Origin of the sequence: Flintibacter sp. P01028 (assembly GCF_041925235.1) — a bacterium.
Lineage (GTDB): Bacteria > Bacillota > Clostridia > Oscillospirales > Oscillospiraceae > Lawsonibacter > Lawsonibacter aceti.
The window spans coordinates 16751-30733 of the sequence record NZ_JBHEVC010000011.1; the positions used below are offsets into that span (position 1 = coordinate 16751).

General features: G+C 51.2%; 16 protein-coding genes and 2 tRNA genes. 10 read left to right on the plus strand and 8 right to left on the minus strand.

Annotated elements, in window-relative coordinates; all coding sequences use genetic code 11:
* Positions 1–93: 93 nt before the first annotated feature.
* From ACEVJK_RS13480 to prfB, 3 genes are all read right to left on the minus strand, one after another.
* Positions 94–1086 carry a 4-hydroxy-2-oxovalerate aldolase gene (locus ACEVJK_RS13480; protein WP_147573461.1) on the minus strand — a complete coding sequence of 331 codons (993 nt, stop codon included), beginning with the start codon at positions 1084–1086 and terminating at the stop codon, positions 94–96.
* Positions 1087–1343: 257 nt separating this feature from the next.
* Positions 1344–2021: a TIGR00266 family protein gene (locus ACEVJK_RS13485; RefSeq protein ID WP_147573460.1), complete on the minus strand. Its 678-nt coding sequence runs from the start codon at positions 2019–2021 to the stop codon at positions 1344–1346.
* Positions 2022–2133: 112 nt separating this feature from the next.
* On the minus strand, positions 2134–3255 hold the full coding sequence (gene prfB / locus ACEVJK_RS13490; RefSeq protein ID WP_186853368.1) for a peptide chain release factor 2: 1122 nt from the start codon (positions 3253–3255) through the stop codon (positions 2134–2136).
* Positions 3256–3743: 488 nt separating this feature from the next.
* Between prfB and ACEVJK_RS13495 the strand changes: the two genes are divergently transcribed.
* Together ACEVJK_RS13495 and ACEVJK_RS13500 are read left to right on the plus strand one after the other, a co-directional pair.
* A tRNA-Leu gene (locus ACEVJK_RS13495) sits at positions 3744–3830 on the plus strand.
* A 3-nt stretch (positions 3831–3833) separates the two neighbouring features.
* Positions 3834–3909 (plus strand) — tRNA-Met (locus ACEVJK_RS13500).
* A 221-nt stretch (positions 3910–4130) separates the two neighbouring features.
* On the opposite strand, the gene ACEVJK_RS13505 is transcribed toward ACEVJK_RS13500, so the two are convergent.
* Positions 4131–4400: a hypothetical protein gene (locus tag ACEVJK_RS13505; protein WP_374740794.1), complete on the minus strand. Its 270-nt coding sequence runs from the start codon at positions 4398–4400 to the stop codon at positions 4131–4133.
* Positions 4401–5543: 1143 nt separating this feature from the next.
* Entirely contained in the window at positions 5544–6431 is an 888-nt protein-coding gene (locus ACEVJK_RS13510; RefSeq protein ID WP_374740795.1) for a LysR family transcriptional regulator, read from the minus strand.
* A gap of 150 nt (positions 6432–6581) precedes the next feature.
* Here ACEVJK_RS13510 and ACEVJK_RS13515 point away from each other — a divergent pair, with 150 nt between their 5' ends.
* The 8 genes from ACEVJK_RS13515 to ACEVJK_RS13550 all read left to right on the plus strand — a co-directional run bounded on the left by ACEVJK_RS13515 (position 6582) and on the right by ACEVJK_RS13550 (position 11073).
* Entirely contained in the window at positions 6582–7823 is a 1242-nt protein-coding gene (locus ACEVJK_RS13515) for an NAD/NADP octopine/nopaline dehydrogenase family protein (RefSeq protein WP_340406046.1), read from the plus strand.
* A gap of 83 nt (positions 7824–7906) precedes the next feature.
* Entirely contained in the window at positions 7907–9106 is a 1200-nt protein-coding gene (gltS, locus tag ACEVJK_RS13520; protein ID WP_186853364.1) for a sodium/glutamate symporter, read from the plus strand.
* 656 nt (positions 9107–9762) lie between these two features.
* Positions 9763–9888: a hypothetical protein gene (locus ACEVJK_RS13525; RefSeq protein ID WP_279287590.1), complete on the plus strand. Its 126-nt coding sequence runs from the start codon at positions 9763–9765 to the stop codon at positions 9886–9888.
* Between the two features lie 28 nt (positions 9889–9916).
* Entirely contained in the window at positions 9917–10117 is a 201-nt protein-coding gene (locus tag ACEVJK_RS13530) for a hypothetical protein (RefSeq protein WP_340406049.1), read from the plus strand.
* 16 nt (positions 10118–10133) lie between these two features.
* Positions 10134–10325, plus strand: coding sequence for a hypothetical protein (locus ACEVJK_RS13535; protein WP_340406051.1), 192 nt, complete (start codon positions 10134–10136; stop codon positions 10323–10325).
* On the plus strand, positions 10291–10515 hold the full coding sequence (locus ACEVJK_RS13540; RefSeq protein ID WP_340406053.1) for a tautomerase family protein: 225 nt from the start codon (positions 10291–10293) through the stop codon (positions 10513–10515). The genes ACEVJK_RS13535 and ACEVJK_RS13540 overlap by 35 nt, the downstream gene beginning before the upstream one ends.
* Positions 10516–10587: 72 nt before the next feature.
* Positions 10588–10752 (plus strand): hypothetical protein, encoded by a 165-nt coding sequence (locus ACEVJK_RS13545; protein WP_186853361.1) that lies wholly within the window; start codon positions 10588–10590, stop codon positions 10750–10752.
* A gap of 51 nt (positions 10753–10803) precedes the next feature.
* Positions 10804–11073, plus strand: a complete 270-nt coding sequence (locus ACEVJK_RS13550) for a hypothetical protein (RefSeq protein WP_374740796.1) — start codon at positions 10804–10806, stop codon at positions 11071–11073.
* A gap of 421 nt (positions 11074–11494) precedes the next feature.
* Here the strand turns inward: ACEVJK_RS13550 and ACEVJK_RS13555 are convergent, their stop codons facing one another.
* Genes ACEVJK_RS13555 through ACEVJK_RS13565 form a run of 3 tightly spaced genes read right to left on the minus strand, consistent with a single transcriptional unit; the run spans position 11495 to position 13977 of the window.
* Positions 11495–12163 carry an aspartate/glutamate racemase family protein gene (locus ACEVJK_RS13555; RefSeq protein WP_340406059.1) on the minus strand — a complete coding sequence of 223 codons (669 nt, stop codon included), beginning with the start codon at positions 12161–12163 and terminating at the stop codon, positions 11495–11497.
* Positions 12160–13020, minus strand: coding sequence for a hypothetical protein (locus ACEVJK_RS13560; protein ID WP_374740797.1), 861 nt, complete (start codon positions 13018–13020; stop codon positions 12160–12162). Before ACEVJK_RS13560 ends, ACEVJK_RS13555 begins: the two co-directional genes overlap by 4 nt.
* Before the next feature lie 15 nt (positions 13021–13035).
* On the minus strand, positions 13036–13977 hold the full coding sequence (locus tag ACEVJK_RS13565; protein WP_374740798.1) for an aminopeptidase: 942 nt from the start codon (positions 13975–13977) through the stop codon (positions 13036–13038).
* Positions 13978–13983: the final 6 nt, after the last annotated feature.

Here is a 13983-nt window from a genome sequence, read left to right on the forward strand (position 1 = left end):
CGCACATTTTTTAAACGTTCTTTGGCTATAAATGTATCTTCCTCTAGGGAACGGAAATCGTCCGGATTTGAAGCGAATATAGACTGTTGGAAATCAGACCAGATCCGCGGCGATCTGGCGAATCAGTTCCTCGCTGGGGGCCTTCTGGTCCCGCTTAGATACTTCTACGATCAGTTGATATAGAGGCACGCCCATTTCATCGGCAATGTTCTGAAACCGTTTGGTAAAGCTGGAGTGGCAGCCCGCCAGACCCAGGATCAGGTCAAAGGGCTTAACTGCCACGTGGTAGTTGTATTCCTCCATGGCAGGGATTAACTCACCGTCTAGGAAGGCCAGCAGCTTGTAGAGGTCAATGTCCTTAAAATAACCCAGCCGTTGGAAAGTGGCTACCAGAAGTTCAGTGGCGCAGTTGCCGGCGCTGCGGGCCATGCCCAGCAGGCCGCAGTCAAAGACGGTGGCCCCGGCCTCAGCGGCGGCGATGGCGTTGGCTACGGACAGTCCCAGATTATTGTGGCCGTGGAATGCTACAGGGATATCCACAGCAGCGACCAGCTCTTTGGTATAGGCCTCTGTCTCATGGGGCATCATGGTACCGGCAGAGTCCATGATAGTGATCTCATCCAGTCCGCAGTCAGCTAGCATCTTGGCTTCCTCTGCCAACTCCTTGGGGGACAGGACATAGGCCTTCATCAAAGAGTAACGGCACTTCATGCCGGCAGCCTTTACCCGCCGGATTCCCTCGCAGGCTCCTGCTCCGTCGCCGGCGTTAGCGCCGATGCGGAGAAATTTCAACCCATATCTGGCAGCCAGATCCACATTGGGCTGGGTGGCGTTCTTATAGCCCAGAAACATACCGATTTCAGCCTGGGACAGATAAGGCTGTATCAGCTGGAGATACTCCTCGTCTGTGCAGGGGGCAATAGAACCATTGGCCTCATATGCGCCCAGACCCAAACAGTTTCCCATTTCGATGGTGGTGATACCCGCGGCGATCATTCCCTCGATCATCATTTTGGTCAGCCGGGCATCGAAGCCCTTGCCTACCACATTGGCCCCATCTCGCAGGGTGCAATCCATTACTAACATAGCGCTGCTCCTTTATTGTTTGTACATTTTTTGTAGACAAATCATAGATCAGGACATAGGATTTCTGGACAAGACCTCACCATCCTTTGAATGGACCCCAGTGCCATGCGGATCAAAGCTTCTTGACCGCTGGTCACTGCATGGGACGCCATACTCACATTTTCTATCAGAAGTGGGACGATGTCAAGAGGGGGCGGTACACAGGGCCTGAAAGGGAAAAAGATTCCGGGAGATACACCTGACAGGGTAAAACGATTCTATCCCTTGGTGGGCAGCACCGAGGAGATAGCCCCGGCAAAGGCGCTGATGGGCATGGTTTGGAGCGTGATGTGCCCCGGACCGGTGACAACGGTGTTGAACAACCCCTCACCGCCAAAGATCATATTTTTGACTCCTTTTACGGATTGGATGTCAATGGAACAACTGGTGTCCATAACAGCGAGATTTCCTGTATCTACAATCAGTTGCTGTCCGGCCGCCAGATCGTATTCCACACCATAGCCGTCGATCTCCAAAAAGACGGTTCCGCGGCCAGAAAGTTTCTGCATAATAAAGCCTTCGCCGCCGAAAAAGCCGGCCCCTAACTTCTTTTGAAAAAAGACGGAGAGCTCCACCCCATCGGTGGCCGCCAAAAAGGCAGATTTCTGGACCACGATGGGCCGATCCGGAGTAATCTCCACAGCCCGGATAGCGCCTGGAAAGCTAGACGCAAAAGCAATCATCCCCGGACCGCCCTGGGCTGTATAGATGTTCTGAAAGATGGATTCTCCTGAGAACATCCGACCAAAGGCTTTTCCCAGGCCTCCTGCCGAGGTCTGCATCTCCATATTAGGGCTCATCCAAACCATAGAGCCTTTTTCGGTGATCATACTTTCCCCCGCGCTCAGTTCACAGATAACTACCGGGGTGGGCTCACCCTTGATCTCGTATTTCATAGTATCCCGCCTTTCTTTTTATTGGTGGTACCTCCAGTATATCAGAAGCGGGAAGCTGATACAACCAGGATATAAAAAAGCGGCCTGCCAGAGAGCTCCGGCAGGCTGCTTATTATTTGGTGGCCCAGTTACCTGTGGCCTCCGCCGTGAGATAGGCATTGATAAAGCCATCCAGATCGCCGTCCATTACGGCGTTGATGTTGCTGGTCTCATAGGCGGTGCGGTTGTCCTTCACCATCTGGTAGGGCATGAAGACGTAGGAGCGGATCTGACTGCCCCACTCTATCTTCAGCTGGACGCCTTTTAGATCGGAAATCTTCTCCGCCTTCTCCTGCATCTGCAGTTCCACCAGCTTGGCCCGGAGCATCTTCATACAGTTGTCCTTGTTCTGGAATTGGGAGCGTTCCTGCTGGGAAGCTACCACCACGCCAGTTGGCTTGTGAATGAGACGGACTGCGGAGGAGGTCTTGTTGACGTGCTGGCCGCCGGCGCCGCTGGCCCGGTAGACCTGCATCTCAATGTCCTCAGGGCGGATTTCAATCTCCACATCCTCGGGCAGGTCGGGCATGACCTCCACGGAGGCAAAGGAGGTCTGCCGCCGGGCATTAGCGTCAAAGGGGGACACCCGCACCAACCGGTGAACGCCGTGTTCTCCTCTGAGGTAGCCATAGGCGTTGCTCCCCTCAATCATGATAGTGGCCGATTTGATGCCGGCCTCGTCCCCTTCCTGGTAATCCATGATCTGATAGGTGAAGCCGTGGCGCTCGGTCCAGCGGGTGTACATCCGGTAAAGCATCTGTGCCCAGTCCTGGGCCTCAGTCCCGCCGGCGCCGGGATGAATGGTCAGGATCACGTTGGAGCGGTCGTACTCGCCGGTGAGCAGCGTCTCCAAACGGGCCGTCTCCATATCGGCCTCCAGATGGGCGAAGCCATCCTCGAGCTCCGGGATAAGGGATTCGTCCTCAAATTCGTTGCCCATCTCGCACAGGGCCATCAGGTCGTCCCACTGGCTCTGGCGCTTTTTCTGGCTGTCCACCTTGTCCTGCAGGTTCTTGATCCGCTGCTGGACCTTCTGGGCCTTGGCCAGGTTGTCCCAAAAGCCGTCGGCGGCAGACTCAGCCTGGAGCATATCCAGCTCGCGCTCGGCCCCATCCAGATCAAGGGCCTGAGCCAGCTCCTTCAGGGCGGGGAGCAGGTTGTTCAGCTTGACTTTATATTCATCAAATTGGAGCATGCGGTCCTCAACTCTCTCTCGTAAACTCCCGGAATAGCCGGGGACAAGTTGGTTTTAGGCCCAATTATTATATATGAGCTGGAAACAAAAGTAAAGGAAAACCTGCCCTCGCCCAGAAAGGAATCAATGAGGGCCGTTCCAGACGTGAACGGCCCCCTAACGATCACTGGCCAGCCAGCCCTCTCCGCGGAAGATCAGATCATCCAGATCGTCCTTGGGGGCGGAACGCTCAGGCAGCTCTAAAATAGGGGTCTTGTGTTCATCCATAATTGGTTCCTCCAGTTATGTCTCTCCCAGTTCATCAGCAGATGGCGGGGAGAAGGGATATACATATCAGTATATGCGGGCCCTGTGGGGATATGTGTCCGTTTTTGTACATCCAGCCGAGGGGAACTATGGGGAAAAGAAAAGATATTTTTTGACTTGACATAGTCCATTTCATATGGTAAACTATTCTAGCCTTCAAAAGAAGATCGGAAGCCACCCATGCCGGAGTGGCGGAATTGGCAGACGCCCGGGACTTAAAATCCCGTGGGAGCGATCCCGTGCCGGTTCGATCCCGGTCTCCGGCACCATATCGCGGGATAGAGCAGTTGGTAGCTCGTCGGGCTCATAACCCGGAGGTCGGAGGTTCAAGTCCTCCTCCCGCAACCAGAAATCCGCTGGAATCACATGATTCCAGCGGATTATTTTTGCTTTCTGCGACTTTTTTGTGAGCTTTATTTTTGGCTTTCAAATCTGACCTAGGTTCCGGCCCATACGGAAATTTGGAGTGTTCAGGGTGGACCCGGCAGAGAGGTGCCCCAGCATCCCGGACACCGTTTTTCATATCTACCCCGTTTTGCGGGGCCAGGGTAGCGAAGATATACCGGAGATCATGGAACCTGACTTCTGGGTAGTCCTGCCCGTTTCAGCACCCGGTGGAGCATGTGCAGGACGCTGTCTGGAGAGATGGGACCGTCTGTGGTACTAGGGAACACCCAGGGGCCTTCCCCGACTTTCTTTTTCTGCTGATTCAGAATGTCTACCATATCCTTTTCCAGAGGCAGGATGCGGTAGGCGTTTTTTGTTTTCAGTGGGGCCTGCACCACCTCTCCATTAATATGGGCAATTTGCCGCCGTATCCGGAGGTCGCCCTGTTCCAAGTCAAGGTCCTCCCACCTTCAGACCTAGAAGTTCACCTCTCCGTACTCCGGTGGCCAACTCCATGAGTAGAGTTCGAACACACCGATGTCCCTTGCCTTCCGCAGAAAGTAGCCCAGCTGCTCCACCGGGGGGGTGTCATCTCCCTGTACTTCCCCTTGGGTATGGCGGCAACTCTAGGCTGGGCCAGCGAAAGTTGATTCCAACTCTTTTGTCAGCTTCATAGCTGAGGTAATAATCTGGTGGAGGTTTCTGACCGTCTTGGCATGGCTGGCTTTTGCTCTTGCCCCGATTCACTCGGCCGCTGTTCAGCAGCCTCTTGCGGAACTTCTGTAGCTCTAGAGAGGCGAGCTTGCCCAAGCGAGATCTTCCTGATGTTTATCTTGATGTAGTTGTCAATATAGCCCCGGTCTCCAGGGGTGGCGGTGTACTGTCCCTCCCAACGGCCATCCTTCCGTTTCTGGAGATTGCCCTTCCTGTCGGCTCCGTGTTTTCCCATGTTGTTCCATCTCCTTTGTAACGACACACAATACCAAGGAAACGGGAAATAGACGGAAAATGGCGCAGAGTCATCAAACGATTCACATTTTTGGGTTTTCGCACATTCTCTTTGTTAAACGTCGCTCTTTTGATCCCAGGGAGAACTTTTATCTTTGATTAGGCGGCGCAATTTTGGGGATGAGGTGTCCAGTCCGAAAAAGGTATCTCTTATAGAAAAGGACAGACAGATTCCCCTGCTTTTTCTTTGTGACAGTAGGTGTCCGGGGGATGACGATCGCAGAAGTGATATCACAGGCCAAATTTTGCCCCCGCTTTTGATACACTGTGAAAGCTCTCGTAACTGTCTGCACTGCGAGCAGAAGTAGTTCCTGCGGTGGTCGTCTGAGAACCTGCCTTTATACTGCACTTTTTTCAACCCCACGGTTCGTCCTTCCGTTTGTCAAATTGGCAAGGCCGCCGGATACTGTGCGCCGGCTATGTTCTTTTTGACACAGTTACATTTGAGACGCAAAGGGAAAAGTGCAGTTTGTCGTTCTAAAATATCTTTTTCTACCCCACCACTCAGTTTCTGTTCTTACGGGGCAGAGATCGCAAAGGCTCATATGGTCCACAAAACGGAAAAACGAACTGAGCATAAAATACGGTTAAAGTGTATGCTGCCTTCGGATCAGATCTATAAAACCCTTCATAAAGGATGCCACCCACTTTCCGCGGTGGTAGATGATTTGGCTGAAATAAATTTGCGGTGCAACGCTGACGTTCAACTTGACCAGAGTGTTGCTCTCTATATCACGCCTGACTGAATATTCGGGAAGGAAAGTCAACCCCTCACTGTTTTTTAATATTTCGGCAATCGCCTTTGTATTGTCCACCACCAGTGAATTCTTAGGCAGCATCCCGCAAGAATATGCAAGGCGTTGCAGTTTTCGGTAAACGATGCCGGATCGCTCTGTCACGACCAGGGGGTACGAGAAAAAATCTTCCAAGGCTATCTGCTCACGACCGGCCAATTCGTGGTTGGGACTGGATACAAAAGCCAGTGTCTCCTTATGCTGATAAGCACAGAAAAAATCCGGATCAGAATTTAAGTCGTCAGACAGGTAAACCATATCTAATTGGTTTAGCCTGAGCCACTCTTGGAGGTCCTTTGTCCGACCCATTTTAATTTGAATCTCAATATTGGGCCATTGGCTGGCATAATGCGGCAATATGTTGACCAATGTGCTGAATAACAGCGATTCCAAAACGCCCACACGAATGACACCGTGTATTTCTTTGTCCGATTTTCCTAACATGACAGATCGATGTATATTTTCTAAAATCGAATCAGCATAGGAACGGAATTCCTGACCGAGGGAGGTCAGGTAAATTTTTTTATCAATTCGGTCAAATAACGGAAATCCCAGCTCGCATTCTAACTGCTTGATTTGATTGCTGATGGTAGATTGCACATAGCCGAGCTCGGTTGCAGCCTTTGTGAAACTCTTTAGATCCGCTACTTTTGTAAATGCACGAAGTGTACGCTCATCCATAAGCTATCCTCTATTTAATCGAAAAATCGAATGAACTTCATCTAAACTATTCGTTTTACAAATTAATATTAGCACTATATTATTGAATTTGCAACAAAATAATGATGCCATTTTAAAAAAATTGTAACTTATGAAAGGATGAGGCAAGATATGAGTAAGATGGAGTATTTGCAGGATATGCCAATTGCGGTACTGGGCGGGGGCGCCGTGGGTAAGACCTGCGCAGCTGACATGAAACTGGCTGGTAAGGAGGTACGCCTCTATGACGCTATGCCCTTCGCCGCCAGTTCCCTGAAAGACGTGGAAAAGACCGGCATCCTTCTGGACGGTGTTCAGCGCAACAAGTACTGCTTTGAGCGCTCTGGGCGGGCCTTCTTCGACTTGGTGACCAGCGACATCGCCGCCGCCGTAAAGGGTGTGGGCCATATTGTTATTGCTATGGGCTCTTGGGGGCATGAAGCAACCTTCCGGGCCTTAATTCCCCATCTAGAGGATGGTCAGGTAATCAATATCTTCGCCGACAACTTTGGTTGCCTACTTCTACGCCGCCTGATGCAGGAAATGGGCTGCGCTAAGAAGGTTATCGTGGGTGGTTGGTCCTCCGCCCCCTACGGCACCCGGATTGAGTCCATCGGTAAGTTTCAGTTCCCCCATGTAAGTGCCAAATACCGCGCCATCACGTTGCGGGGTGCTGCTCTGCCTATGAAGGACACCGATGATTTCTTGGAGGCCTCCAAGTATCTGCCCTGCATGGATGCCGTAACTCGAGGCGACGGCCCCTCCAAAGCCAACACCATTCTGGACGTTGACTTTGCAAACGTCAACCCTGTCATTCATGTCCCCGCCACTGTGCTGGGCGTGTCCACCATGGAGAACTGGGGCGTTATCTTCTGCGGCAACGATAAGACCACCTACTCTATGTACTCCCACGGCTTGTGCCCCTCTATCTGCGAGGTGCAGTATCAGTTTTATAACGAAGAAATTGCCTTGGCCAAGGCAATCGGCGTGGGTTGCCCTGAGTACAAGTATGAGATGTTCTTCTCCCGCCGCAGCGTACTGACTCAGGAGTACATGGGCCTAGACGAGAACGGCAACGACAACGTGGTCTTCCCGCTGGATCAGCCCTCCAACGAGGGTAACACAGGCCCCAACACCATCCATCACCGTTACATGACCGAGGATGTGCCCATTGGGTGCAAAATTTACCACGACTTGGGCGTACAGTACGGCGTGCCCACACCCATTATCGACTCCATGATTGTCTTGGCCGGCGCCATGCACAAGAAGAACTTCTTCCAGGACAGCCGCTACACCTTGGCCTATCTGGGCATTGACAATATGTCCAAGGAGGACCTGCTAACCTACTTAAATGAGGGCACCCGCCTAGTCTGAACGATATCGTTCAATCCCTGCGACGTTTCACGCTACAGGGATTGAGATTCGGATTTTAACCATATTATGAAAGGAGATTCCATATGACAATCCCCTTGGATATTTTACAAACTTTGGCCGTAGCCGTGATCGTTCTCTTTGCCGGCAAGGGTATCAAGCGCTACGTTAAGGTGCTGGATCGGCTGTGTATTCCTGATCCTGTGGTAGGAGGCATCCTGTTCTCGCTTGTTGTCCTTTTCGGCCACCAGTCAGGGATGTTTCTGCTCGAACTGGACACCACCCTACAAAATGTTTTTATGACGGTGTTCTTTACCGCTGTCGGCTTTACCTGCGATGTAAAAGTATTGCTGAAATACGGAAAGCGCGCCATTCAGTTTACTGTTTTGCTGACACTGCTGGTAATCTTCCAAAACGCTATCGGAGTTGGACTGGCCAAGCTGTTCGACATCGACCTTCTTCTGGGGCTGTGTACCGGCTCGGCATCTATGACCGGTGGACACGGTACTGCAGGTTCCTTTGCTCCTCTATTTGAAACAAATTATGGCTGTGAGGGGGCGTTGGTAGTTGGTTTGGCCGCTGCAACCTTTGGCCTGGTCAGTGGCGGACTTGTTGGCGGTCCTGTGGGCAACTTCCTGGTCCGCCGTCACGGATTAGCTGAAACTGCTGCTGCCCGCCGAGAGGACCCGACACAAGCGTCTACCCATGAAATGGAGATCCCACTGAGTGCCAAAGGTATGGTTTCCGCAGTGAATCAGATCATTTTATGTATGGGCGTGGGCACTATTATCTACTTGCTGCTGAAGATGGTGGGCATCACGTTCCCCTCCTATGTAGGAGGCATGGTCATGGGTGTGGTGCTACGCAATGTCAGCACCTACACCGGAAAATTTGAAACTCCTCTGCCGGAAATTGATTGTCTGGGTAATATTAGCTTATCCCTTTTCGTTTCTATGGCGCTGATGTCTCTGAAACTGTGGCAGCTAATTGATTTGGCGGTCCCCATGATCGTCACCCTGGCCACGCAGGTTGTGTTCATCGCAATCTTTATGATTTTTGTGGGCTATTACATCTTGGGTCGTGATTATGATGCGGCCGTGATGGTAACAGGTTTCTGCGGTTTTGGTTTAGGGGCTATGCCCAATGGAGTATCGAATATGCAGGCATTTACAAAGAAATGGGGACCTTCGCCCACTGCGTTCTTTGTTGTGCCAGGCGTTGGTTCCGTGATTATCGATGTGGTCAATGCATTGATTTTAACCGCTCTGATGAATCTTCTTGGATGAGCGGAGAATGTTCCTCCAACTTACACAAAAACCAAGGCCGTAGAGTTGCTACGGGCGGGGGCCCATCGTCTCCGTGTGCTTTCCCTTGCATTTTCGTACAGAATTGCACACAAGGTTTTACCAAGGAGAATGAGGAGGGACTCTTGGTGACCTGCGTACCTCGAAAACCCTCTTGACAGTCTGGCCGCTTGGAGTTTAGATAGAGCAGAGAGAAAACCAGCTATTCTGGATATTGGTGCCCTTGCTTTGATAAAACATTTTTTGGTTGTTCTGTGATCCTTTCTTTGTCTTTTTTATAGAAGTTTTTGCGTTGCTTGACATCTTCTGACCCGTAACTTGAACCAGAATAGGAAAAAATCAATGGAGGCAACGGGGCAAAGAGACTTGGAGAGTACCTGCCTTCGGTTGGGACAGGCCCGGAAAGCGCTGAAAAGGCCCAAACTGAACTTCAGAGCGTAGCTCACGTAGTTTCAAGTCCTACTCCCGCAACCAGAAATCCGCTGGAATCGCCTGATTCCAGCGGATTATTTTTGGCTTTCAAATTTTGACCCATACGGGAAATTTTCTGGGTTGAATAAGGTTATAGATTGGCGGAGAGGGCGTTTTTCATCATCTCCGCCGCCTGCCGTTGAGCCGAGGCGGTCATGTGGGCATAGGTGTTCGGGGAGCGCGAGTTCTGCGACGCCTTCGGTCTGACCTACCCGGGTCCGGTGAAGTTTACTCCGATGGCTACCATCTATCAGGGCAAAATCAAATACAATGCCATCGAGATGGATTTTTAAGGAGGAACCAAGTACGCCGTTTTATCGTATGTCCATGCCCAAGGGGCTGGACGACCTGGCGGTGGAGAAGTCCCTGCGGGAAATCACAGCCGCCACGGCGGACATTCTTGCGCCCCTCATGGTGCGCATCGGGATCTACGAGTCTGACCCGGAAAAAATCTATGAGGGCGGCAAGTGCAGAGGCCGTCTGCCCCCCCACAGTTGTCTTCAACTGCGGCCCCGGCCGTAGCCTGGAGGCCAAGAACATGCTGATGAACTGGGTGACGGAGATCCTCAGCGAAAACCTTGGGTGCGGCAAGCGGGACGTTCGATGCCACCTGCTGGACAGATGGGAAGGCTCCCATTTGATGATTGACGGAAAACCTAAAGATTTTTCAAAGAAGGTGAAACAGGATGCCCTACATGTGCAACATTCAGATGCCCAAAGGCAAGCCTAAGGAGGTCATCGAGAAGACCATGGTGGAGATTTCTGAGATTATGATCCGGAACTTCGACGCCAAGCCCAGGCAGGTCCGGGTCATCGTGGACGAACTCCCCCGGAACCGGTATATCGTGGGCGGAGTCATGACCGCTGAGATGCCGGAGTTTGAGGAGAAAAAGCCGATGGAGAAGGCCTTGGAAGAATAAAGCGATTTGCACTTGGAAGATACTGTACCAAAGAAAGTTTTTGTATGGATATGAGAAGAGAGGAGATTATTTATGAGAAAGTCAATCGTAAAAGCTTTTGCCTTTGCCGCATCCTTGACGGCAATCCTCACCGCCTGCTCCCCAGGTTCCAGTTCGAATAGCAGCGCTTCAAACCCCAACACCAACAATGATTACCCGTCTCAACCCATTCCCCATGCTGGCGCTGTTCCTGCATGACACCTAGGATGAGGCCATGGAAATTGCTCGGGCCAACCTGACCACAGTGTGGTGATCCACTCTAATACTCAGAAGCACATTGAAGCGGTCCCCGGCGTGGTAAATGTGTCCCGCTATGCGGTCAACCAGGTGGGCGGCACTGCTCTGGGCGGTGCCATGGACAACGGCCTAAACCCCACCACCACCTTGGGCTGCGGTACCTGGGGCAACAACATCATCAGCGAAAATCTGTGGTACACACACGTGATGAACGTGAGCCGCATTTCCTATCGAGTGCCCGATATATACATCCCTACGGATAAAAAGATTTGGGCTGGCTAAACGATCCTCCTTTTTGATTTCACGACACAGAGGTGCGGCTTTGCGGTCGTACCTCTGTGCCTATTCAAAGGTGAAATTTTTGAAACAGAGGGAGAACATTGTGGTACATAAGGAGAAAATCAACCTTATTATCCCCGAGGCGGCGGCCCAGACAGTTTTTTCTCGTCAAAGGCCCTGCGCCAACAGTATTCCTTGAAAGTCGCTCCAAGTTGCCCTCTGATCCATTGATAAGGAAGATTCTGCCAAGCGCTACAGTCTGGTATATAATTGCCAACAAGGAATAAAACTGGGGAATTGCCAGCATACCGTTCGGTGTTGTGCGCTAATTTTTGATATGTCTGTTTGCTGCTCGTGATACCGATTCTGCAACAACGGGTGTGGGCATCCAATCGCAGAAAGGTGGTTGGCAGAGACGCATAGTTTAGATTCCTTTTCGCAGCAATTCAAATACTGTTAATAGTCCTTCGCACATAACAGGATCTAAAACAGGAATTCCCACTGCTTTCTCTATCGATGAGGCAATTTGGATACTGGACATTCCAGTGCAGCTTAAAGCAATTACATCAGCCCCCAGTGCTTTCTGTGCAGCCGCCTTTTCCATAGTAGCCTCGTACCCCTTGGCTGTCATCAAGTCTAAAATATTCTCCACCCCATCTCCCTTTGCATTGTTCACAATTCGATCACCCAATATCCGATGGTAGCTCTCTGGTACATCTTCAGTAATACCTAGGACAGCTGGATAGCTGCCAAAAAATGTGCTCAGTGCGGCAGTGCTGGCACCGCCTCCAATAACCGGAATAGGCACTGCCTGTTTTGCCTCTGCAACTCCCGGGTCACCAGCACAACTGACAATAATGGCTTGGCACCCTTCCTGCCACAACTCCACGGCAAGCTTCACTACCTTGGGTACACCAGAAGTAAATGTCACATCATCATGAATTCCCTCTGGTTGATCGGGAATGCATCGGGACACTACTTGCAGCATGGGGAAATAGGATTCGATAAGCTTTCCATGCAGCTGTAGCAGTTCCTCGTCTTCTGTGGTCAAGACCCGAATCAGGCCCACTTTATATGTTTTCAATTTATTCACTCTTTTCCCCCAATTTTGTGGAAAATATTTTGCCGGCCAGAATATCCGCAACTGTGATGGGATCCGCACTCCGAGCAAGGAAAATTACACTCATCTAGGCTGTCGTGATCTACTGGCGGTTCCTCTGGTAAGGTCTTTATATACTCTACCAACGTAAGAACTCGCTCCACTTGATCCCGCTCTCCCTGAATCTGAATAGCTGTTGAATCCTGGGCGCCGAAAAACCCGCCCTTTGCAAAAATCTGAGCTTGCACCTTTGCAAAAAATTGAATAGCCTCAATTTCTGTTATAATCTCCCCAGGAATAGGGGCAAGACTGCAGGCCATGCCATAAGAGAATCCACAACGCCGCATAGACACATGGCTCATGATCTGGGTCAAATCGCCCGGGATCAGCTTCAATACGCTGGACAGGATTAATGTTTGGATACCCTCTGTGTATAGATAGGGCATGCAGATGCCATAGCCGCCCCCACTCGGGCTTCCGATGAGCAACGCAGCGTGACCAAAAGCATCCAAGGCATTTGCTCCGGTAATAAATAGTGTCTCCGGACCCAGGCCTTTCATGGTCTGCTCCAAACAATCATCCACTTTTTGAGCTTTCCCCTGCCGATATAGCATGAAATGAGCCCCTTTGCACTTATGCAACGCCCCTTTCATGCCGTTTTTTGTCCACCGCCCGCAGATACGAAGGGTGTCACCTGTCACCAGTTTAGATAGGCAGGACACTGTTGAAGAACCCTTAAATAGAATTTGGCCATGCTCCAGATAGGGGGTCAGAATGCCACTTGTTGCAATGCAGTGGGCAATCATTTGCTGACACTGGCTTCCCCATAGAGTAAACTGGGCTGTTTCCATAGCATAACTATCCCTTCAGATCTGGAATACTCCGTCCAGCATTACCAACTTGTCATCCAGATATAATGTGGGATTTTTAATAATGCCATCGATATGGCAGTCTGCCTGATTGTTGCCACCAAATCCCACATTGGTTCCAAAAGCGATATGGACAGTCTGATAGGCCTTTTCGTCCTCCAGGATGATGCCAACCAGTCCAGCAGCATAGTTGGTACCAATTCCCAACTCACACAATGTAGCATTATTTCTGCTTTTCAAAAGGATGTCCAATTTTTCCGCTTCTTTGCCCCGAATATTTTGCAGGACCCCGTTTTTTACTTCTACCTCCAGAGGTTCTTTTAGCAGACCAATTCCAACCACGGAGCCGTCAATCACCATGCTGCCGTTGGCCCCTGTCTCTACTGGAGCAATATAGGCCTCTCCCGAAGGAAGATTTCCCGCCTGCCCTTTCTCTCGATAGATGCCGGGGCTGGATACGCCGGGCCGGCCCCGGAGATCTAGTGTCATAACACGCCCCTGCTTCTCGATACGAGCCGTGCTGGCCTTAGTTAACAATTCTGCCACTCGCTCGGTGAACTCCATGACCCGCCTATAATCAGCAGTCATAGCACCCTTGGTAAACATATCTTTTGTGATACCTGGCATCGTGGCAATCCGCGCTCCCGCCGCCGCAGCCTCGATTTTGGCCCGGGTGTGGGTAATGGATGTACTCATAGGGCAAAGGACCACATCTGCAGCCTTCATGGCGGCGGCCACCGCAGCGGGTGGCTCCTGACCCGACACTGCCCGAGGAGACATGGTCATCAGCATAGCCTCCGATCCCAACACCTTGGCCGCCTGATACAGCGCCTGGCCAATAGCATACTTTTCATCGTCAGTTACCACCAGTACCTGCTCCTTTGGCCGAACATTCATACAACTGGTCAATATATTTTTTCCGATCTCCACTAGCTCCATCTTTTT